Raw genomic sequence first — 19,011 nt, 5'->3', positions numbered from 1 at the left:
CGATCACGTTCGATTCGTCCTGTAGGGCGGCCTCCTGCCCGCCCGGCCAGGAGCCGCCGTCCATCGGCCCGTGCGGACCCGGCCGAGAGCCCCCTTACACGCTCCCGCCCAGGAGGCCCCGGGGCCCCGGCCAGGAGCTCCGTACGGTCCCCCGGCCGGACCCGCCCGACCGGCCGGGCCAGGCCGGGGCCCGTACGCTCGGTGCATGTCCGAGCTGTACTCGGCCCGTCGTACGCGGCTGCGCGACCGCTGCGTCGCCGCCGGAAGCGCCGCGGCGCTGATCTCGCGTCCCGCCAACGTCCGCTACCTCACCGGTTGCGCGCCGCCCGGCGCGGCCCTGCTGCTCGGTCCGGCCGATGACCTCCTGCTGACCGGGGGGCCGCTGAGCGGCGACCCCACGGAGGGGCGCCCGACGGAGGAACTGCGCGTGGCCGAGCTGCCGACCCGGGACGGCGACCCGGTCGTGGCCGCCGCGGACGAGGCCGCGCGGGCCGGGGCCGGGTCGCTCGCCGTCGAGGAGCACCACCTGACCGTCGCCCGGCACCGCGCGCTCGCCCAGGTCGCCCCGCGGCTGCGGCTCGCCGACCTCGCCCGCGCCGTCGAGGCCCAGCGGGTCGTCAAGGACGACGAGGAGATCTCCTGCCTGCGGATCGCCGCCGAGATCACCGACCAGGCGCTCGGCGAACTGCTGGAGTCGATCCTGGTGGGCCGTACGGAACGGCACCTGGCCCTGGAACTGGAGCGCCGCCTGGTGGACCACGGCGCGGACGGCCCGGCCTTCGCCACCTCGGTCGGCACCGGCCCCAATTCCGGCCGTCCCGGACATCTGCCCACCGACCGGCGGGTGGAGGAAGGCGACTTCCTCACCGTCAATCTCGGTGCGAACTACCGGGGTTACCGCTGCGAGATCGGCCGGACGTTCGTCATCGGCACCACGCCGGCGGACTGGCAGATCGAGCTGTACGATCTCGTTTTCGCAGCCCAGCGGGCCGGACGGGAGGCGCTGGCACCGGGTGTGGAGTGCCGCGAGGTGGACCGCGCGGCGCGCCAGGTGCTGGTCGGCGCGGGGCACGGGGAGCGGCTCCGGCCGGGCACCGGACACGGCGTGGGCCTGGAAATCGACGAGGACCCTCGGCTGTCACCTGCGGCCATGGGTAAACTGGACGCTTGCGTGCCGGTCACCGTCGATCCAGGGGTTCACATCCCGGGCCGCGGCGGCGTCCGGATCGACGACACACTCGTCGTCCGCCCCGAGGCGGACGGCGGGCCCGAGCTACTCACGATCACGACCAAGGAGCTGCTCGCCCTCTGAGCCCTGCCGGGCTCGGAGCGTGCGTCTTCCGGGTCCCCACACCTGCAGTCCAGGAGATACCGCAACCGTGGCATCCACGAACGACCTCAAGAACGGCATGGTGCTCAAGCTCGAAGGCGGCCAGCTCTGGTCCGTCGTCGAGTTCCAGCACGTCAAGCCCGGCAAGGGCCCGGCCTTCGTCCGCACCAAGCTCAAGAACGTGCTCTCCGGCAAGGTGGTGGACAAGACCTTCAACGCCGGCGTGAAGGTCGAGACGGCCAACGTCGACAAGCGCGGGATGCAGTTCTCGTACATGGACGGCGAGTACTTCGTCTTCATGGACATGGACACCTACGACCAGCTGCACATCGACCGCAAGACCGTCGGTGACGCCGCCAACTACCTGCTCGAAGGCTTCGAGGCCGTGGTGGCGCAGCACGACGGCTCGGTGCTCTACGTGGAGCTGCCGGCCGCCGTCGAGCTGACCATCCAGGAGACCGAGCCGGGCGTCCAGGGCGACCGCTCCACCGGTGGCACCAAGCCCGCCACGCTGGAGACCGGCTACCAGATCCAGGTGCCGCTCTTCATCACGACCGGCGAGAAGATCAAGGTCGACACCCGTTCCGGTGAGTACCTCGGCCGGGTGAACAGCTAACCGTGGCCGCCCGCAACAAGGCCCGTAAGCGCGCCTTCCAGATCCTCTTCGAGGCCGACCAGCGCGGTGCCGACGTGCAGTCCGTGCTGGCGGACTGGATGCGTCACGCCCGGACCGACCCACGGCAGCCGCCGGTCAACGAGTACACCCTGCAACTGGTCGAGGGGTACGCGCAGCACGTCGAGCGCATCGACGAACTGCTCGGCTCGTACGCCGTCGGCTGGACGCTGGACCGGATGCCGACGGTGGACCGCAACGTCCTGCGGCTCGGTGCCTACGAGCTGATCTGGGAGGACGAGACGCCGGACGCCGTGGCCATCGACGAAGCGGTGCAGCTGGCCAAGGAATTCTCCACGGACGAGTCGCCGGCCTTCGTCAACGGCCTGCTCGCCCGTCTGAAGGAACTGAAGCCGAGCCTGCGGCGCGAGGCGCGGTAAGGCGGCGGTGGATCGTGAAAGGGCCCGGAGCGCGACGCTCCGGGCCCTTCGCATACCGGGCGGGCCCGTGCGGAAGGCGGACGCACGGGAGCGCCCAGGAGGTACGCCCACGGCCCGGCGCGGGCGTACGGTACGAGGCAGGCGTACGGCCGGCGCGGGCCTACGGCGTCGGGCGCGCACGCAGGCGCACAGAAACCGCCGCCCGGGCCATTCCGGGCGGCGGTACGTTTCTGCAGGTGGCGGCGGTGCGGGTCAGATGTCCTCGTGCTGCACCGCGCGGCGCGCGTCGGCATCGAGCACGCCCCAGCTGATGAGCTGCTCGGTCAGCACGGACGGCGACTGGTCGTAGATCACCGCGAGGGTGCGCAGGTCGTCCTGGCGGATCGAGAGCACCTTGCCGTTGTAGTCACCGCGCTGGCTCTGGATCGTGGCGGCGTAGCGCTGCAACGGGCCGGCCTTCTCGGCGGGGACGTGGGCCAGCCGCTCCAGGTCCAGGACCAGCTTCGGCGGCGGCTCGGCGGCACCGCCCGGGGTCGTGCCCGGCAGCAGTTCCTGCACCGGAACACCGTAGAAGTCGGCCAGCTCGGCCAGGCGCTGCACGGTCACGGCACGGTCGCCGCGCTCGTACGAGCCCACCACCACGGCCTTCCAGCGGCCCTGGGACTTCTCCTCGACACCGTGGAGGGAGAGGCCCTGCTGGGTGCGGATGGCGCGGAGCTTGGCCCCGAGCTGTTTGGCGTATTCGCTGGACATAAAGCTCCCCGGACGCTGTGTAGGCGTGCGGCGCGGCCGCGCGCTGGTAACTCACTGTGAGGTTACGCAGCGTAATTCGGCATCGTCAAGCCGAATGAGTCACACGGTGGCCCCGAAGGGGTGCTGTCGGACCACCCCGCGGCTCCTGGTACCGTGAACGACGTAATCCCGACGTCCTTTAAAGTCCGTCCTGTGAGGCGGAGAAGGAGGTCCGTTCGTCATGGACGCCCCCAGCTCCAACGCTGCGCGCCCGGTCCTCGAAGGTCCGGACATCACGCGCATGCTCACCCGCATCGCCCACGAGATCGTCGAACGCGCCAAGGGCGCCGACGACGTGGTGCTCCTCGGCATCCCCACCCGCGGTGTCTTCCTGGCCCGCCGGCTGGCCGCCAAGCTCGAAGAGATCACCGGACGCCCGGCCCCGGTCGGCTCGCTCGACATCACCATGTACCGCGACGACCTGCGGCTCGGCCCGGCCCGCGCCCTGGCGCGCACCGACATCCCCGGTGACGGCATCGAGGGCCGGGTGGTCCTCCTCGTCGACGACGTGCTCTTCTCCGGCCGTACGATCCGCGCCGCCCTCGACGCCCTCAACGACATCGGCCGGCCGCGTGCCGTGCAGCTCGCCGTCCTGGTCGACCGCGGCCACCGCGAGCTGCCGATCCGCGCCGACTACGTGGGCAAGAACCTCCCCACGTCGCTGCGGGAGACGGTCAAGGTCCAGCTCACCGAGGAGGACGGCCGGGACGCCGTGCTGCTCGGCGTCAAGCAGACCGCCCCGGCCGGCGAGCAGTAGCCCCTCCCCGTACGGACCCGGTGCCGCCGGGCCCGCACCCCTGCCTGCTCGACGGACATACCCGTACACCTCCATCACTCACGGAGAAAACCGGATGAAGCGTCACCTCATCTCGGCCGCCGACCTCACCCGCGACGACGCCGTCCTGATCCTCGACACCGCCGAGGAGATGGCCCGGGTGGCGGACCGGCCGATCAAGAAGCTCCCCACGCTGCGCGGACGCACCGTCGTCAACCTCTTCTTCGAGGACTCCACGCGCACCCGCATCTCCTTCGAGGCCGCCGCCAAGCGGCTCTCGGCGGATGTCATCAACTTCTCCGCGAAGGGCTCCTCCGTCTCCAAGGGCGAGTCCCTGAAGGACACCGCGCTCACCCTGGAGGCGATGGGCGCGGACGCCGTCGTCATCCGGCACGGCGACTCCGGCGCCCCGCACCGGCTGGCCACCTCCGGCTGGATCGGCGGCTCGGTCGTCAACGCCGGCGACGGTACGCACGAGCACCCCACCCAGGCCCTGCTGGACGCCTTCACCATGCGCCGGCACCTGACCGACGGCGCCGGCCAGGACCTGTCCGGCCGCCACATCACCATCGTCGGCGACATCCTGCACAGCCGGGTGGCCCGCTCCAACGTCCACCTGCTGACCACGCTGGGCGCCGAGGTGACGCTGGTCGCGCCGCCCACGCTGGTGCCCATCGGCGTCGAGCGGTGGCCCTGTGAGGTCAGCTACGACCTCGACGCGGTGCTGACCAAGTCCGACGCGGTCATGATGCTGCGCGTCCAGCGCGAGCGGATGAACGCCGCCTTCTTCCCCACCGAGCGGGAGTACGCCCGGCGCTACGGCCTGGACGGCGACCGGATGGGCCGGATGCCCGACCACGCGATCGTGATGCACCCCGGCCCGATGAACCGCGGCATGGAGATCACCGCCGAGGTCGCCGACTCGCCGCGCTGCACCGCCGTCGAGCAGGTGACCAACGGTGTCAGCATCCGGATGGCCGTCCTGTACCTGCTGCTGGGCGGGAACGAACCCGCCGTCACGACCACCACCCCCGCCGCCCCCGCGCGCACAGAGGAGAGCAAGTAATGAGCAAGACCCTGATCCGCGGGGCGAAGATCCTGGGCGGCGAGGCGCAGGACGTCCTGATCGCCGACGGCACCGTCACCGCCGTCGGCACGGACCTGACCGGCACCGAGGGCGCCACCGTCGTCGAGGCCGCGGGCCAGGTCCTGCTGCCCGGCCTGGTCGACCTCCACACCCATCTGCGCGAGCCAGGCCGCGAGGACTCCGAGACGGTCCTGACCGGCACCAGGGCCGCCGCCGTCGGCGGCTTCACCGCCGTACACGCCATGGCCAACACCTTCCCGGTGGCGGACACCGCCGGTGTCGTCGAGCAGGTCTGGCGTCTGGGCAAGGAGTCCGGCTACTGCGACGTGCAGCCGGTCGGCGCGGTCACCGTGGGCCTGGAGGGCAAGAAACTGGCCGAGCTGGGCGCCATGCACGACTCCGCGGCGGGCGTCCGGGTCTTCTCCGACGACGGCAAGTGCGTGGACGACGCGGTGATCATGCGCCGCGCGCTGGAGTACGTGAAGGCGTTCGACGGCGTGATCGCCCAGCACGCCCAGGAGCCGCGGCTGACCGCGGGCGCCCAGATGAACGAGGGCATCGTCTCCGCCGAGCTGGGCCTGGCCGGCTGGCCCGCGGTGGCCGAGGAGTCGATCATCGCCCGGGACGTGCTGCTCGCCGCGCACGTCGGTTCGCGGGTGCACATCTGCCACCTGTCCACTGCCGGCTCGGTCGAGATCGTCCGCTGGGCCAAGTCCAAGGGCTGGAACGTCACCGCCGAGGTCACCCCGCACCACCTGCTGCTGACCGACGAGCTCGTACGGTCCTACAATCCCGTCTACAAGGTGAACCCGCCGCTGCGCACGGAGGCCGACGTGCTCGCGCTGCGCGAGGCGCTGGCCGACGGCACCATCGACTGTGTCGCCACCGACCACGCACCGCACCCGCACGAGGACAAGGACTGCGAGTGGGGCGCCGCCGCCATGGGCATGGTCGGCCTGGAGACGGCACTGTCCGTCGTCCAGCACACGATGGTCGACAGCGGTCTGCTGGACTGGGCCGGCGTCGCCGACCGGATGTCCTTCCGCCCCGCCGAGATCGGCCGTCTCCAGGGCCACGGCCGCCCCGTCTCGCCTGGCGAGCCCGCCAACCTCACGCTGGTCGATCCGGCATACCGTGGACCCGTGGACCCCGCGGGCTTCGCCTCCCGCAGCCGCAACACGCCCTACCAGGGCCGTGAGCTGCCGGGTCGCGTGACCCACACCTTCCTGCGGGGCCGGGCAACGGTCGTGGACGGGAAACTCGCGTGACACCTTCATTCATCCAACTGGCCGCGGAACAGAAGTCCGCCGAGGTCACCGACTGGGCCGCGCGCATCGGCTGGGTCGTCGGACTGCTCCTGTTCGTCGCGCTCCTCTACTGGCTGATGCGCGAGGGCTGGAAGTGGCGAGGCACCCTCCAGGGCGGCCTGCCGGAGCTGCCCACCGCTCCCGCCGCCCCGGGAGAGCCGAGGCTGACGATGACCGGCCGCTACCACGGCTCGACGACCGCCGGACAGTGGCTGGACCGCATCGTCGCACGCGGCCTGGGCACCCGCAGCCGTGCCGAGCTGACCCTGACGGACGCCGGCGTGGACGTCGTACGGCCCGGCGCGCAGGACTTCTTCGTCCCGGCCGCGGCGCTGCGCGGCGCCCGCCTGGACAAGGGCATCGCCGGCAAGGTCCTGCCCGAGGGCGGCCTGCTGGTGATCACCTGGGCGCACGGCGACCAGGAGCTCGACTCCGGCTTCCGGTCCGACCGGGCCGCCGAGCACACCGACTGGGTCGCCGCCCTGACCGACCTGATCAGCAAGAACAGCAAGACCACCGAAACGGAAGGCGCACGATGACGACCTCCACCGGGGCAGCCGTGAAGGCTCCCGCCATACTCGTCCTGGAGGACGGCCGCACCTTCCGCGGCCGTGCTTACGGGGCCGTGGGGGAGACCTTCGGCGAAGCGGTGTTCTCCACCGGCATGACCGGCTACCAGGAGACCCTGACCGATCCCTCGTACCACCGCCAGGTGGTCGTCATGACCGCCCCGCACATCGGCAACACGGGCGTCAACGACGAAGACCCGGAGTCCGCCCGCATCTGGGTCTCCGGCTTCGTCGTCCGCGACCCCGCCCGCACCCCGTCCAACTGGCGCTCGGCCCGTACCCTCGACGACGAGCTGGCCGCCCAGGGCGTCGTCGGCATCAGCGGCATCGACACCCGCGCGCTCACCCGCCACCTGCGCGAGCGCGGCGCGATGCGGGTCGGCATCTTCTCCGGCCCGGCGCTCGACGGCCCCGCCGGCACCGGTCTCGCCGACGAGGCGGCGCTGCTGGCCAAGGTGCAGTCGGCTCCGCAGATGAAGGGCGCCGACCTGTCCGCCGAGGTCGCCACCAAGGAGGCGTACGTGGTTCCCGCGCAGGGCACCAAGCGCTTCACGGTCGCCGCGGTCGACCTGGGCATCAAGGGCATGACCCCGTACCGCATGGCCGAGCGCGGCATCGAGGTGCACGTGCTGCCCGCCACCGCCACCGTCGAGGACGTGTACGCGGTGCGGCCGGACGGCGTGTTCTTCTCCAACGGCCCCGGCGACCCGGCCACCGCCGACCACCCCGTCTCCGTGATGCGGGGCGTGCTGGAGCGCGGTACGCCGCTGTTCGGCATCTGCTTCGGCAACCAGATCCTCGGCCGCGCGCTGGGCTTCGGCACGTACAAGCTCAAGTACGGGCACCGCGGGATCAACCAGCCGGTGCAGGACCGCACGACCGGCAAGGTCGAGGTCACCGCGCACAACCACGGTTTCGCCGTGGACGCGCCGCTCGACCGGGTCTCCGACACCCCCTACGGCCGCGCCGAGGTCTCCCACGTCTGCCTGAACGACAACGTGGTGGAGGGGCTCCAGCTCCTCGACCGGCCGGCCTTCAGCGTCCAGTACCACCCCGAGGCCGCCGCGGGTCCGCACGACGCGGCCTACCTGTTCGACCGCTTCGTCCAGCTCATGGAGGGCCAGCGTGCCTAAGCGCACCGATATCCAGTCCGTCCTGGTCATCGGCTCCGGCCCGATCGTCATCGGCCAGGCAGCCGAGTTCGACTACTCCGGTACGCAGGCGTGCCGGGTCCTGAAGGCCGAGGGCCTGCGGGTCATCCTGGTCAACTCCAACCCGGCCACGATCATGACCGACCCGGAGATCGCCGACGCCACCTACGTCGAGCCGATCACCCCGGAATTCGTCGAGAAGATCATCGCCAAGGAGCGCCCGGACGCCCTGCTGCCCACCCTGGGCGGCCAGACCGCGCTGAACACCGCGATCTCGCTGCACGAGGCGGGCACCCTGGAGCAGTACGGCGTCGAGCTGATCGGCGCCAACGTCGAGGCGATCAACAAGGGCGAGGACCGCGACCTGTTCAAGGAGGTCGTCGAGGCGGTCCGCCGCAAGATCGGCCACGGCGAGTCGGCCCGCTCCTACATCTGCCACTCCATGGACGACGTGCTCAAGGGCGTCGAGGAGCTGGGCGGCTACCCGGTCGTCGTGCGCCCCTCCTTCACCATGGGCGGCGCCGGCTCCGGCTTCGCCCACGACGAGGAGGAGCTGCGCCGCATCGCCGGCCAGGGCCTGGCCCTGTCGCCGACCACCGAGGTGCTCCTGGAGGAGTCCATCCTCGGCTGGAAGGAGTACGAGCTGGAGCTGATGCGCGACAAGAACGACAACGTCGTGGTCGTCTGCTCCATCGAGAACTTCGACCCGATGGGCGTGCACACCGGCGACTCCATCACCGTCGCGCCGGCCATGACGCTCACCGACCGCGAGTACCAGACGCTGCGCGACATCGGCATCGCGGTGATCCGCGAGGTCGGCGTGGACACCGGCGGCTGCAACATCCAGTTCGCCGTCAACCCCGTCGACGGCCGGGTCATCGTCATCGAGATGAACCCGCGCGTCTCGCGCTCCTCGGCGCTCGCCTCCAAGGCCACCGGCTTCCCGATCGCGAAGATCGCCGCCCGGCTGGCCGTCGGCTACACGCTCGACGAGATCCCCAACGACATCACCGAGCAGACCCCGGCGTCCTTCGAGCCGACCCTCGACTACGTCGTGGTCAAGGTGCCGCGTTTCGCCTTCGAGAAGTTCCCGGCGGCGGACGCCCGGCTGACCACCACCATGAAGTCGGTCGGCGAGGCGATGGCCATCGGCCGCAACTTCACCGAGGCGCTCAACAAGGCGCTGCGTTCGCTGGAGAAGAAGGGCAGCCAGTTCGACTTCACCGGCGACCCGGGCGACAAGGCGGCGCTGCTGGAGAAGGCCGGGATCCCCACGGACGGCCGGATCAACACCGTCATGCAGGCCATCCGGGCCGGTGCCACCCCCGCGGAGGTCTTCGACGCCACGAAGATCGACCCGTGGTTCGTCGACCAGCTCTTCCTGGTCAAGGAGATCGCCGACGAGATCGCCGCCGCCGACCAGCTCGGGCCCGAGGTCCTGGCGTACGCCAAGCGCCACGGCTTCTCCGACACCCAGATCGCCGCGATCCGCGGTCTGACGGAGGAGGTCGTCCGCGAGGTCCGGCACGCGCTGGGCGTCCGCCCGGTCTACAAGACGGTGGACACCTGCGCCGCCGAGTTCGCCGCGAAGACCCCGTACTTCTACTCCTCCTACGACGAGGAGAGCGAGGTCGCGCCGCGCGAGAAGCCCGCGGTGATCATCCTGGGCTCCGGCCCGAACCGCATCGGCCAGGGCATCGAGTTCGACTACTCCTGTGTGCACGCCTCCTTCGCGCTGTCCGAGGCGGGCTACGAGACCGTCATGGTCAACTGCAACCCGGAGACCGTCTCCACCGACTACGACACCTCCGACCGGCTCTACTTCGAGCCGCTCACCCTGGAGGACGTCCTGGAGGTCGTGCACGCCGAGCAGCAGGCGGGCCCGGTCGCCGGCGTCGTCGTCCAGCTCGGCGGCCAGACCCCGCTGGGCCTGGCGCAGGCCCTGAAGGACAACGGCGTGCCGATCGTCGGCACCTCGCCGGAGGCCATCGACCTGGCCGAGGAGCGCGGCGCGTTCGGCCGGGTGCTGACCGAGGCGGGCCTGCCCGCCCCCAAGTACGGCACCGCTTACTCCTTCGCCGAAGCAAAGGGCATCGCCGCGGAGATCGGCTACCCGGTCATGGTCCGGCCGTCCTACGTCCTCGGCGGCCGCGGCATGGAGATCGTCTACGACGAGCCGTCGCTGGGCGAGTACCTGGAGCGGCACGCCGGCCTGATCGACCAGCACCCGGTCCTCATCGACCGCTTCCTGGACGACGCCATCGAGATCGACGTGGACGCCCTCTACGACGGCCACGAGCTCTACCTCGGCGGCGTCATGGAGCACATCGAGGAAGCCGGCATCCACTCCGGCGACTCCGCCTGCGCGCTGCCGCCCATCACGCTCGGCGGCTACGACATCAAGCGGCTGCGCGCCTCCACCGAGGCCATCGCCGAGGGCGTCGGCGTGCGCGGCCTGATCAACATCCAGTTCGCGATGGCGGGCGACATCCTGTACGTCCTGGAGGCCAACCCGCGCGCCTCCCGCACCGTCCCCTTCACCTCGAAGGCGACCGCGGTACCGCTGGCCAAGGCCGCCGCCCGCATCTCGCTGGGCGCCACCATCGCCGAGCTGCGCGCCGAGGGCATGCTGCCGAAGAGCGGCGACGGCGGCACGCTGCCGCTGGACTCGCCGATCTCCGTCAAGGAGGCCGTCATGCCCTGGTCGCGGTTCCGGGACGTCTCCGGGCAGGGCGTGGACACCGTGCTGGGCCCGGAGATGCGCTCCACCGGTGAGGTCATGGGCATCGACTCGGTCTTCGGCACGGCGTACGCCAAGTCGCAGTCCGGGGCGTACGGCGCGCTGCCCACCAAGGGCCGCGCGTTCGTCTCCGTCGCCAACCGCGACAAGCGCGCGATGATCTTCCCGGCGCGGGAGCTGGTCGCCCACGGCTTCGAGCTGCTGGCCACCTCCGGCACCGCCGAGGTGCTGCGCCGCAACGGCATCAACGCCACCGTCGTCCGCAAGAAGAGCGAGGGCGAGGGCCCCAACGGCGAGAAGACCATCGTCCAGCTCATCCACGACGGCGAGGTCGACCTGATCGTCAACACGCCGTACGGCACCGGCGGCCGGCTCGACGGCTACGACATCCGCACCGCGGCCGTCGCCCGCGCCGTCCCGTGCCTGACCACGGTCCAGGCGCTGGCCGCCGCCGTCCAGGGCATCGAGGCGATGTCCCGCGGCGACGTGGGTGTGCGTTCCCTCCAGGAACACGCGCGGCAGCTGACCGCGGCCCGCGAGGAGTAAGGGCCCCGAGGGGGACACCGGCCGCGGTGTCCCCCTCTTCATGCGCCCCGTCCCCTCGTCCCGTCCCCTGCGACCCCGCGGAAGGCCCGCCTGCTCGTGTACTCCCTCTTCTTCAACCTGTTCTTCCGGCGCATGGACCCCGAGAAGGCCCACCACCTGGCCTTCCGCTGGATCCGGCTGGCCGCCCGGGTCCCGGTGCTGCGCACCTTCGTCGCGGCCGTGCTGGCCCCCCGCTACCGGGAGCTGCGCGTGGAGGCCCTGGGCCGCCGCATGCACGGCCCCTTCGGGCTGGCCGCCGGCTTCGACAAGAACGCCGTCGCCATCGACGGCATGGCCATGCTGGGCTTCGACCATGTCGAGATCGGCACGGTCACCGCCGAGCCGCAGCCCGGCAACCCCAAGAAGCGCCTGTTCCGCCTCGTACCGGACCGCGCGCTCATCAACCGCATGGGCTTCAACAACGACGGCTCCGCGGCCGTGGCGGCCCGGCTGGCGGCCCGCAAGCCGGTCTTCCGCACGACGCTGGGCGTCAACATCGGCAAGACCAAGGCCGTCCCCGAGGAGCAGGCGATCGCCGACTACGTGACCTCCACGGAGCGCCTCGCCGCCCACGCCGACTACCTGGTCGTCAACGTCTCCTCGCCGAACACCCCCGGCCTGCGCGACCTCCAGGCCGTCGACCACCTGCGCCCGCTGCTCAGCGCGGTCCGCGAGGCGGCCGACCGCACCGTCCCCGGACGGCGCGTCCCGCTGCTGGTCAAGATCGCTCCCGACCTCGCCGACGAGGACGTGGACGCGGTCGCCGACCTCGCCGTGGAACTGGGCCTGGACGGCATCATCGCCACCAACACCACCATCGCCCGCGACAGCCTCGGCCTGGCCTCCGACCCGGCCCTGGTCCGGGAGACCGGCGGGCTGTCCGGCGCCCCGGTCAAGGAGCGCTCCCTGGAGGTGCTGCGGCGCCTGTACGCCCGCGTCGGCGACCGCGTCACCCTCATCGGCGTCGGCGGCATCGAGAACGCCGAGGACGCCTGGCAGCGCATCCTCGCCGGTGCCACGCTCGTACAGGGCTACAGCGCCTTCGTCTACGAGGGCCCGTGCTACGCCCGCGCCATCCACAAGGGCCTCGCCGCCCGCCTGCGCAACAGCCCGTACGCCACCCTCGCCGACGCGGTCGGCGCCGAGCACAGGAAGGCCGCCTCCTGATGAGCCCCCTCGTGAGCCCCGAACCCTTCGGCGCCCGCCTGCGGGCCGCCATGGACGCCCGCGGCCCGCTCTGCGTCGGCATCGACCCGCACGCCTCGCTGCTGGCCGACTGGGGCCTGAGCGACGATGTGGCGGGCCTGGCGGCCTTCTCGCGGACCGTCGTCGAGGCGCTGGCCGACCGCGTCGCCGTCCTCAAGCCGCAGTCCGCCTTCTTCGAGCGCTTCGGCTCGCGCGGCATCGCCGTCCTGGAGGAGACCGTCGCGGCGGCCCGGGCGGCCGGTGCCCTCGTGCTGATGGACGCCAAGCGCGGCGACATCGGTTCCACCATGGCCGCGTACGCCGCCACCTACCTGGACCCGGCCTCGCCGCTGTTCTCGGACGCGGTCACGGTCAGCCCGTACCTGGGCTTCGGGTCGCTCGCCCCGGCCGTCGACCTGGCGCGGGAGCACGGCTGCGGCCTGTTCGCGCTCGCGCTGACCTCGAACCCGGAGGGGCAGGAGGTCCAGCACGCGGTACGGGCCGACGGCCGCAGCGTCGCCGCGACCGTACTCGGCCATCTGAAGGCGGCGAACGCCGAGGCCGCCGCCCGGGGCGAGCTGGGCTCGTACGGGGCCGTGGTCGGCGCGACGCTCGGCGACCTGTCCGCGTACGACCTGGCCATCGGCGGACCGCTGCTCGCGCCCGGCATCGGGGCCCAGGGGGCGACCCCCGCGGACCTCCCGCGGGTCTTCGGTGACGCGGTCCGCAACGTCGTGCCGAGCGTCAGCCGGGGGGTGCTGCGGCACGGTCCGGACGTCGCCGCACTTCGCGAGGCCGCCCTCCGATGTGCCGACGAGGTGCGGACAGCGGTCGAACGGCGGGGACTTTAGTCCCGTTATGTCCCGGTCAGCAGAGTCTGACCAGGACTTTTCGTCTGTTCTCGCTGACTCCGAGCGCCGTGGCCGCTAGTCTCCGACGAGAGCAGTGCACGTAAGCGCGTTGCTCGTTGCTCCGCAGGTGCGGGGCGACTAGGTTCCACACCGGTCCGTATCCGACAGTTCTACATCCGAGGTGACGTAGGCGTGGCTCTTCCGCCCCTTACCCCTGAACAGCGCGCAGCCGCGCTCGAAAAGGCCGCCGCGGCTCGCCGGGAGCGCGCCGAGGTCAAGAATCGGCTCAAAAACTCCGGCGCCTCCCTCCACGAGGTCATCAAGCAGGGCCAGGAGAACGACGTCATCGGCAAGATGAAGGTCTCCGCCCTCCTGGAGTCCCTGCCCGGCGTGGGCAAGGTCCGGGCCAAGCAGATCATGGAGCGGCTGGGCATCTCCGAGAGCCGCCGGGTGCGCGGTCTGGGCACCAACCAGATCGCCGCTTTGGAGCGCGAGTTCGGCGAGAAGGCCGGCTGAGTTTCCTGGCACCGCCGGGGAACTGGAATAATCGCCCCATGGCTGCAACACCCCGGGGGACGTCCCCCGTATCCCCGGACGCCCGTCCGCGGCTGACCGTGCTCTCCGGCCCTTCCGGGGTCGGCAAGAGCACGGTCGTCGCCCATCTGCGCAAGGTCCACCCCGAGATCTGGCTCTCGGTGTCGGCCACCACGCGCAAGCCGCGCCCCGGGGAACGGCACGGCGTCCAGTACTTCTTCGTGGACGACGAGGAATTCGACAAGCTCGTCGCCAACGGCGAACTGCTGGAATGGGCCGAATTCGCGGGCAACCGCTACGGCACGCCGCGCAAGGCCGTCCAGGACCGCCTGGAGGCCGGCGAACCGGTGCTGCTGGAGATCGACCTCCAGGGCGCGCGGCAGGTCCGCGAGTCCATGAAGGAGGCCCAGCTGGTCTTCCTGGCCCCGCCGAGCTGGGAGGAACTGGTCCGCCGGCTCACCGGCCGGGGCACCGAGGCGCCCGAGGTCATCGAGCGCCGCCTGGAGGCCGCCAAGGTCGAGCTGGCCGCCGAGACCGAGTTCGACGAGACCCTGGTCAACACCTCCGTCGAGGACGTCAGCCGTGAGCTGCTAGCCTTGATGAAGGTTCTTTGATCTTTACACCTGTTTACACCCCCCTTCGGAAGGCAGAGAGTGTCCTCTTCCATCACCGCGCCCGAGGGCATCATCAACCCGCCGATTGATGAGCTTCTCGAGGCCACCGACTCGAAGTACAGCCTCGTGATCTACGCCGCCAAGCGCGCCCGTCAGATCAACGCGTACTACTCGCAGCTCGGCGAGGGCCTGCTGGAGTACGTCGGCCCGCTGGTCGACACCCACGTCCACGAGAAGCCCCTGTCCATCGCGCTCCGCGAGATCAACGCGGGTCTGCTGACCTCCGAGGCCGTCGAGGGCCCGGCTCAGTGAGCGATCGGGCGTCCCGGTGTCGCACGGACCCCGGCACGACGCCCTGACCAAGGGCCCGGCAGCGCCGCTGCCGGGCCCTTGGTGTGTCATGGGGGAGTAACCGACCGGGTCCGCACCCCGCGGGGGGCGGAACCCACGGCGTGGGGAGAGAACGCGATGGACCAGCCGACACAGCCGCAGCGGGCCACCGGGCCGGCGGACGGGAGCGCTCCGGCGCGCCGCCCCCGGGTCGTCCTGGGGGTCAGCGGCGGCATCGCCGCGTACAAGGCGTGCGAGCTGCTGCGCCGGCTCACCGAGTCCGGGCACGACGTCCGGGTCGTGCCGACCGCGGCGTCCCTGCACTTCGTCGGCGAGGCCACCTGGGCCGCGCTCTCCGGCAACCCGGCCGCCACCGAGGTGTGGGAGACGGTCCACGAGGTCCCGCACGTCCGCATCGGCCAGTCCGCCGACCTGGTCGTGGTGGCCCCCTGTACGGCCGACATGCTCGCCAAGGCCGCCCACGGCCTGGCCGACGACCTGCTGACCAACACCCTCCTCACCGCGCGCTGCCCGGTGGTCTTCGCCCCGGCGATGCACACCGAGATGTGGGAGCACCCGGCCACCCAGGAGAACGTCGCCACGCTGCGCCGCCGCGGCGCCGTCGTGATCGAGCCCGCCGTCGGCCGGCTGACCGGCGTGGACACCGGCAAGGGACGCTTCCCCGACCCGGCCGAGATCTACGAGATCTGTCGCCGGGTCCTGGCCCGCGGCCCGCGGGGACTCGTCCAGGACCTCGCGGGGCGGCACGTCGTGATCAGCGCCGGTGGCACCCGGGAGCCGCTGGACCCGGTCCGCTTCCTGGGCAACCGCTCCTCCGGCAAGCAGGGCTACGCGCTCGCCCGTACGGCCGTGGCCCGCGGCGCCCGCGTCACCCTCGTCGCCGGCAACAGCGAGCTGCCCGACCCGGCCGGGGTGGACGTGGTCCACATCGGTACGGCCGTCCAACTGCGCGAGGCCGTGCTGAAGGCCGCCGCGGACGCCGACGCGGTGGTCATGGCGGCGGCGGTGGCCGATTTCCGGCCCGCCGTGTACGCCACCGGGAAGATCAAGAAGAAGGACGGCCAGGAGCCCGAGCCGGTGGCCCTGGTCCGCAACCCGGACATCCTCGCCGAAATCTCCGCGGACCGGCCCCGCCCCGGCCAGGTGATCGTGGGCTTCGCCGCCGAAACCGACGACGTCCTCACCAACGGGCGCGCCAAACTCACCCGAAAGGGTTGTGACCTGCTGGTCGTCAACGAGGTCGGCGACCACAAGGCGTTCGGTTCGGCCCAGAACGAGGCGGTGATCCTGGCCGCGGACGGCGCCGAGACGCCCGTACCGTACGGCCCGAAGGAAGCGCTTTCCGACAAAATCTGGGACCTCGTGGCCCCGCGCCTGACCGCCCCGCCCGCCCCTGCCGCCCCAGCCTCCCCCTGATGGAGAGCGTTCGTCCGGGCCCGCGCCGGAACGAGATCTTCCTCTCTCCGGCACGGTGTCCCAGGTCACGGCGGTCCATAAATCGAGACTGCGTGCCCGAACGCCTCTCATGACCGATAAACTGGCCGCGGATCGTGCCGAGCGCAGCTCTCGGCCTTTCCGCCAATGATCAGCCAGCAGCCGCTGCAACCCCAGGGAGCGATGTGTCCCGCCGCCTCTTCACCTCGGAGTCCGTCACCGAGGGTCACCCCGACAAGATCGCTGACCAGATCAGCGACACCATCCTCGACGCCCTCCTGAAGGAGGACCCGGCCTCCCGGGTCGCCGTCGAGACGTTGATCACCACCGGCCTGGTCCACGTGGCCGGCGAGGTGACGACGAAGGCGTACGCCGACATCCCCAACCTCGTGCGCAACAAGATCCTCGAAATCGGCTACGACTCGTCGAAGAAGGGCTTCGACGGCGCCTCCTGCGGCGTCTCCGTCTCCATCGGCGCGCAGTCCCCGGACATCGCCCAGGGTGTCGACACCGCCTACGAGAAGCGCGTCGAGGGCGACGAGGACGAGCTGGACAAGCAGGGCGCGGGCGACCAGGGCCTGATGTTCGGCTACGCCTGCGACGAGACCCCGGAGCTGATGCCGCTCCCGATCAACCTCGCGCACCGCCTGTCCAAGCGCCTGTCCGAGGTCCGCAAGAACGGCACCATCCCGTACCTGCGCCCCGACGGCAAGACCCAGGTCACCATCGAGTACGACGGCCACAAGGCGGTCCGCCTCGACACGGTCGTCGTCTCCTCCCAGCACGCGAGCGACATCGACCTGGACTCCCTCCTCGCCCCCGACATCCGCGAGTTCGTGGTCGAGCACGTCCTCGACCAGCTCGTCGAGGACGGCATCAAGCTGGACACCGAGGGCTACCGCCTGCTGGTCAACCCCACCGGCCGCTTCGAGATCGGCGGCCCGATGGGCGACGCCGGCCTCACCGGCCGCAAGATCATCATCGACACCTACGGCGGCATGTCCCGCCACGGCGGCGGCGCCTTCTCCGGCAAGGACCCGTCCAAGGTCGACCGCTCGGCCGCCTACGCCATGCGCTGGGTCGCCAAGAACGTCGTGGCGGCCGGGCTGGCCGCCCGCTGCGAGGTCCAGGTCGCCTACGCCATCGGCAAGGCCGAGCCGGTCGGCCTGTTCGTCGAGACCTTCGGCACCGCCGCCGTCGACGTCGAAAAGATCGAGAACGCCATCGCCGAGGTCTTCGACCTCCGCCCGGCCGCCATCATCCGCGACCTCGACCTCCTCCGCCCCATCTACTCCCAGACCGCCGCCTACGGCCACTTCGGCCGCGAGCTGGAGGACTTCACCTGGGAGCGCACGGACCGGGTGGAGGCGCTGAAGAAGGCTGCGGGGCTGTAAAGGCCACTTACGCAACAGTGGAAGGCCCGCCCTCGCACGGGGGCGGGCCTTCGGTGTGCGGCCGCAGGACTCTCAGTCCTGGCTGCTCGGCAGCGGTGGCTCCGCTGGTGGCGGCCGGTGCCCGTTCTCCGGGAAGCGCAGACCACGGGTGTCCTTGTCGGCGGAATCCGGTGCCTCGTGCGGGTCGTCGGCTCCGGCGGCCGGCATGGTGGGCGTCGCGAACCGGTCGAGCACCGCTGACGCGGCCTCGGCGGCTGCCGGGGCGTAGCAAAGGGCGACGCCTTCCGCGATTCGGCGGGCCAGCATCGCGCTGTGCGGAGATCCGAGGGGCAGCCCCAGCGCTTTCAGCATTCCGCCCACGTGGTGCACGGTGTCGGATGCCGGGTCCGGTTCATCGCCGTCCGGCTGCTCCGGGCCGCCCGGGACCGGACCAGCCGCACCGTCGCCGCCGGACGGGGGAGGTACCTCCGGGGCTTGCGGGAAGTCCCGGGTATTGGCAGCGCTCGCCAGGCGGGTCAGCGTGTCGATGAGGCCGACGGTGTGCTCGATGCGGTCCTCGTTCTTGGCAAGGTGCCAGACGACCGCGCTCCCGGGGTCCTTGAGTACGTCGTCGCCCAGGTAGCTGCGCTTACTCTGTTCGTACTTGCGCTCGTGCTCCCAGAGCGCTTCGTCCTTGCGGACGGTGGACAGCTTGCTCAGCCGTTCGCGGTCGGCGTCGGCCAAGGTCAGCGACACGTTCTCGGCCAGGGCCAGCACGCGTCCGGTGCGGTCGGGGGCCATCGTGCCCAGTTCACCGCCGAGCTGGTGCTGCGCCAGCGAACAGCGGTGGGGCGGCTGCCGGGACGTGACGGCGCGGGCCCTTTCCAGGACGGCGCTCACGGCCAGCTCGCCGGGGCTCACCGGGTAGCCGGACTCCGGATCCTCCAGAAGCGCCCAGCGGATACGGGCGGAGAACCGGAAGTCGTAGTCGGGCAGGCAACTGGGCAGCGCCACGTCGACGATGTGACGTTCCTGCGGTTCGCGGGGCGGTATCGGCAGATCGGGTTCGACGAGCGCTTCCCGTGGGATGAGCGGCCGTCTGCGCTCTTCAAGGCGGCAGGTCACTGCTCCGGCGGCCGGCAGTGCCACGGCCAGCAGGGGCCAGAGCCAGGGGTGCCGCCAGTCCAGCGACAGACCGGCAATGGCGATCAGGAGCTCGCCGATGACGACGATGAAGAGCGTGAAAATCTTGTGGCCGGAGCTCATTGTTCCGTTCCCCC

General features: G+C 71.2%; 18 protein-coding genes. 16 read left to right on the top strand and 2 right to left on the bottom strand.

Annotation, left to right across the window (positions count from 1 at the left end; all coding sequences use genetic code 11):
* Positions 1-205 precede the first annotated feature (205 nt).
* The 3 genes from ACH4FX_RS27300 (at position 206) to nusB (ending at position 2,383) form a co-directional block, all read left to right on the top strand.
* Positions 206-1,312 (top strand): aminopeptidase P family protein, encoded by a 1,107-nt coding sequence (locus ACH4FX_RS27300; protein WP_398483252.1) that lies wholly within the window; start codon positions 206-208, stop codon positions 1,310-1,312.
* Between the two features lie 67 nt (positions 1,313-1,379).
* A complete protein-coding gene (gene efp, locus ACH4FX_RS27295) occupies positions 1,380-1,946 on the top strand; it encodes an elongation factor P (RefSeq protein WP_398483250.1) in 567 nt (188 codons plus the stop codon).
* A gap of 2 nt (positions 1,947-1,948) precedes the next feature.
* Entirely contained in the window at positions 1,949-2,383 is a 435-nt protein-coding gene (gene nusB / locus ACH4FX_RS27290) for a transcription antitermination factor NusB (protein ID WP_398483248.1), read from the top strand.
* Between the two features lie 252 nt (positions 2,384-2,635).
* On the opposite strand, the gene bldD is transcribed toward nusB, so the two are convergent.
* Entirely contained in the window at positions 2,636-3,136 is a 501-nt protein-coding gene (gene bldD, locus ACH4FX_RS27285) for a transcriptional regulator BldD (protein WP_003982726.1), read from the bottom strand.
* Between the two features lie 220 nt (positions 3,137-3,356).
* Between bldD and pyrR the strand changes: the two genes are divergently transcribed.
* From pyrR to metK, 13 genes are all read left to right on the top strand, one after another.
* Positions 3,357-3,932: a bifunctional pyr operon transcriptional regulator/uracil phosphoribosyltransferase PyrR gene (gene pyrR, locus ACH4FX_RS27280; RefSeq protein ID WP_398483245.1), complete on the top strand. Its 576-nt coding sequence runs from the start codon at positions 3,357-3,359 to the stop codon at positions 3,930-3,932.
* Positions 3,933-4,026: 94 nt separating this feature from the next.
* The gene (locus ACH4FX_RS27275) at positions 4,027-5,016 is read left to right on the top strand and encodes an aspartate carbamoyltransferase catalytic subunit (protein WP_398483243.1); all 990 of its coding nucleotides are present in this window, start codon (positions 4,027-4,029) and stop codon (positions 5,014-5,016) included.
* Positions 5,016-6,305, top strand: coding sequence for a dihydroorotase (locus ACH4FX_RS27270; RefSeq protein WP_398483241.1), 1,290 nt, complete (start codon positions 5,016-5,018; stop codon positions 6,303-6,305). Before ACH4FX_RS27275 ends, ACH4FX_RS27270 begins: the two co-directional genes overlap by 1 nt.
* A complete protein-coding gene (locus ACH4FX_RS27265) occupies positions 6,302-6,883 on the top strand; it encodes a hypothetical protein (protein ID WP_398483240.1) in 582 nt (193 codons plus the stop codon). Before ACH4FX_RS27270 ends, ACH4FX_RS27265 begins: the two co-directional genes overlap by 4 nt.
* A complete protein-coding gene (carA, locus tag ACH4FX_RS27260; protein WP_398483238.1) occupies positions 6,880-8,046 on the top strand; it encodes a glutamine-hydrolyzing carbamoyl-phosphate synthase small subunit in 1,167 nt (388 codons plus the stop codon). The genes ACH4FX_RS27265 and carA overlap by 4 nt, the downstream gene beginning before the upstream one ends.
* On the top strand, positions 8,039-11,350 hold the full coding sequence (gene carB / locus ACH4FX_RS27255; protein ID WP_398483236.1) for a carbamoyl-phosphate synthase large subunit: 3,312 nt from the start codon (positions 8,039-8,041) through the stop codon (positions 11,348-11,350). The genes carA and carB overlap by 8 nt, the downstream gene beginning before the upstream one ends.
* Positions 11,351-11,446: 96 nt before the next feature.
* Positions 11,447-12,556, top strand: a complete 1,110-nt coding sequence (locus ACH4FX_RS27250; protein WP_398483234.1) for a quinone-dependent dihydroorotate dehydrogenase — start codon at positions 11,447-11,449, stop codon at positions 12,554-12,556.
* A complete protein-coding gene (pyrF, locus tag ACH4FX_RS27245; RefSeq protein ID WP_398483232.1) occupies positions 12,556-13,425 on the top strand; it encodes an orotidine-5'-phosphate decarboxylase in 870 nt (289 codons plus the stop codon). Before ACH4FX_RS27250 ends, pyrF begins: the two co-directional genes overlap by 1 nt.
* 192 nt (positions 13,426-13,617) lie before the next feature.
* Positions 13,618-13,941 carry an integration host factor gene (locus tag ACH4FX_RS27240; protein ID WP_398483230.1) on the top strand — a complete coding sequence of 108 codons (324 nt, stop codon included), beginning with the start codon at positions 13,618-13,620 and terminating at the stop codon, positions 13,939-13,941.
* A gap of 38 nt (positions 13,942-13,979) precedes the next feature.
* Positions 13,980-14,573 (top strand): guanylate kinase, encoded by a 594-nt coding sequence (gene gmk / locus ACH4FX_RS27235; RefSeq protein WP_398483228.1) that lies wholly within the window; start codon positions 13,980-13,982, stop codon positions 14,571-14,573.
* Between the two features lie 39 nt (positions 14,574-14,612).
* Positions 14,613-14,885 (top strand): DNA-directed RNA polymerase subunit omega, encoded by a 273-nt coding sequence (gene rpoZ / locus ACH4FX_RS27230; RefSeq protein WP_003982715.1) that lies wholly within the window; start codon positions 14,613-14,615, stop codon positions 14,883-14,885.
* Positions 14,886-15,041: 156 nt separating this feature from the next.
* A complete protein-coding gene (coaBC, locus tag ACH4FX_RS27225; RefSeq protein ID WP_398483227.1) occupies positions 15,042-16,340 on the top strand; it encodes a bifunctional phosphopantothenoylcysteine decarboxylase/phosphopantothenate--cysteine ligase CoaBC in 1,299 nt (432 codons plus the stop codon).
* A gap of 203 nt (positions 16,341-16,543) precedes the next feature.
* Complete coding sequence (gene metK / locus ACH4FX_RS27220; RefSeq protein ID WP_398483225.1) at positions 16,544-17,752, top strand: methionine adenosyltransferase; 1,209 nt, start codon at positions 16,544-16,546, stop codon at positions 17,750-17,752.
* A 72-nt stretch (positions 17,753-17,824) separates the two neighbouring features.
* Here metK and ACH4FX_RS27215 read toward each other — a convergent pair whose 3' ends face one another.
* Entirely contained in the window at positions 17,825-18,997 is a 1,173-nt protein-coding gene (locus tag ACH4FX_RS27215) for a hypothetical protein (protein ID WP_398483223.1), read from the bottom strand.
* Positions 18,998-19,011: the final 14 nt, after the last annotated feature.

It is taken from the genome of Streptomyces sp. NPDC018019 (genome assembly GCF_044327805.1).
Taxonomy (GTDB): Bacteria; Actinomycetota; Actinomycetes; order Streptomycetales; family Streptomycetaceae; genus Streptomyces.
The sequence above is the reverse complement of the archived record's forward strand: the minus strand, read 5'-3'. Positions and strand labels throughout refer to the sequence as shown.

Excerpts from the sequence above, each read along its gene's own strand:
- ACH4FX_RS27300 (WP_398483252.1), top strand. The coding sequence starts at position 206 with ATGTCCGAGCTGTACTCGGCCCGTCGTACGCGGCTGCGCGACCGCTGC.
- bldD (WP_003982726.1), bottom strand. The coding sequence starts at position 3,136 with ATGTCCAGCGAATACGCCAAACAGCTCGGGGCCAAGCTCCGCGCCATC.
- pyrR (WP_398483245.1), top strand. The coding sequence starts at position 3,357 with ATGGACGCCCCCAGCTCCAACGCTGCGCGCCCGGTCCTCGAAGGTCCG.
- ACH4FX_RS27275 (WP_398483243.1), top strand. The coding sequence starts at position 4,027 with ATGAAGCGTCACCTCATCTCGGCCGCCGACCTCACCCGCGACGACGCC.
- ACH4FX_RS27270 (WP_398483241.1), top strand. The coding sequence starts at position 5,016 with ATGAGCAAGACCCTGATCCGCGGGGCGAAGATCCTGGGCGGCGAGGCG.
- carA (WP_398483238.1), top strand. The coding sequence starts at position 6,880 with ATGACGACCTCCACCGGGGCAGCCGTGAAGGCTCCCGCCATACTCGTC.
- pyrF (WP_398483232.1), top strand. The coding sequence starts at position 12,556 with ATGAGCCCCCTCGTGAGCCCCGAACCCTTCGGCGCCCGCCTGCGGGCC.
- gmk (WP_398483228.1), top strand. The coding sequence starts at position 13,980 with ATGGCTGCAACACCCCGGGGGACGTCCCCCGTATCCCCGGACGCCCGT.
- coaBC (WP_398483227.1), top strand. The coding sequence starts at position 15,042 with ATGGACCAGCCGACACAGCCGCAGCGGGCCACCGGGCCGGCGGACGGG.
- ACH4FX_RS27215 (WP_398483223.1), bottom strand. The coding sequence starts at position 18,997 with ATGAGCTCCGGCCACAAGATTTTCACGCTCTTCATCGTCGTCATCGGC.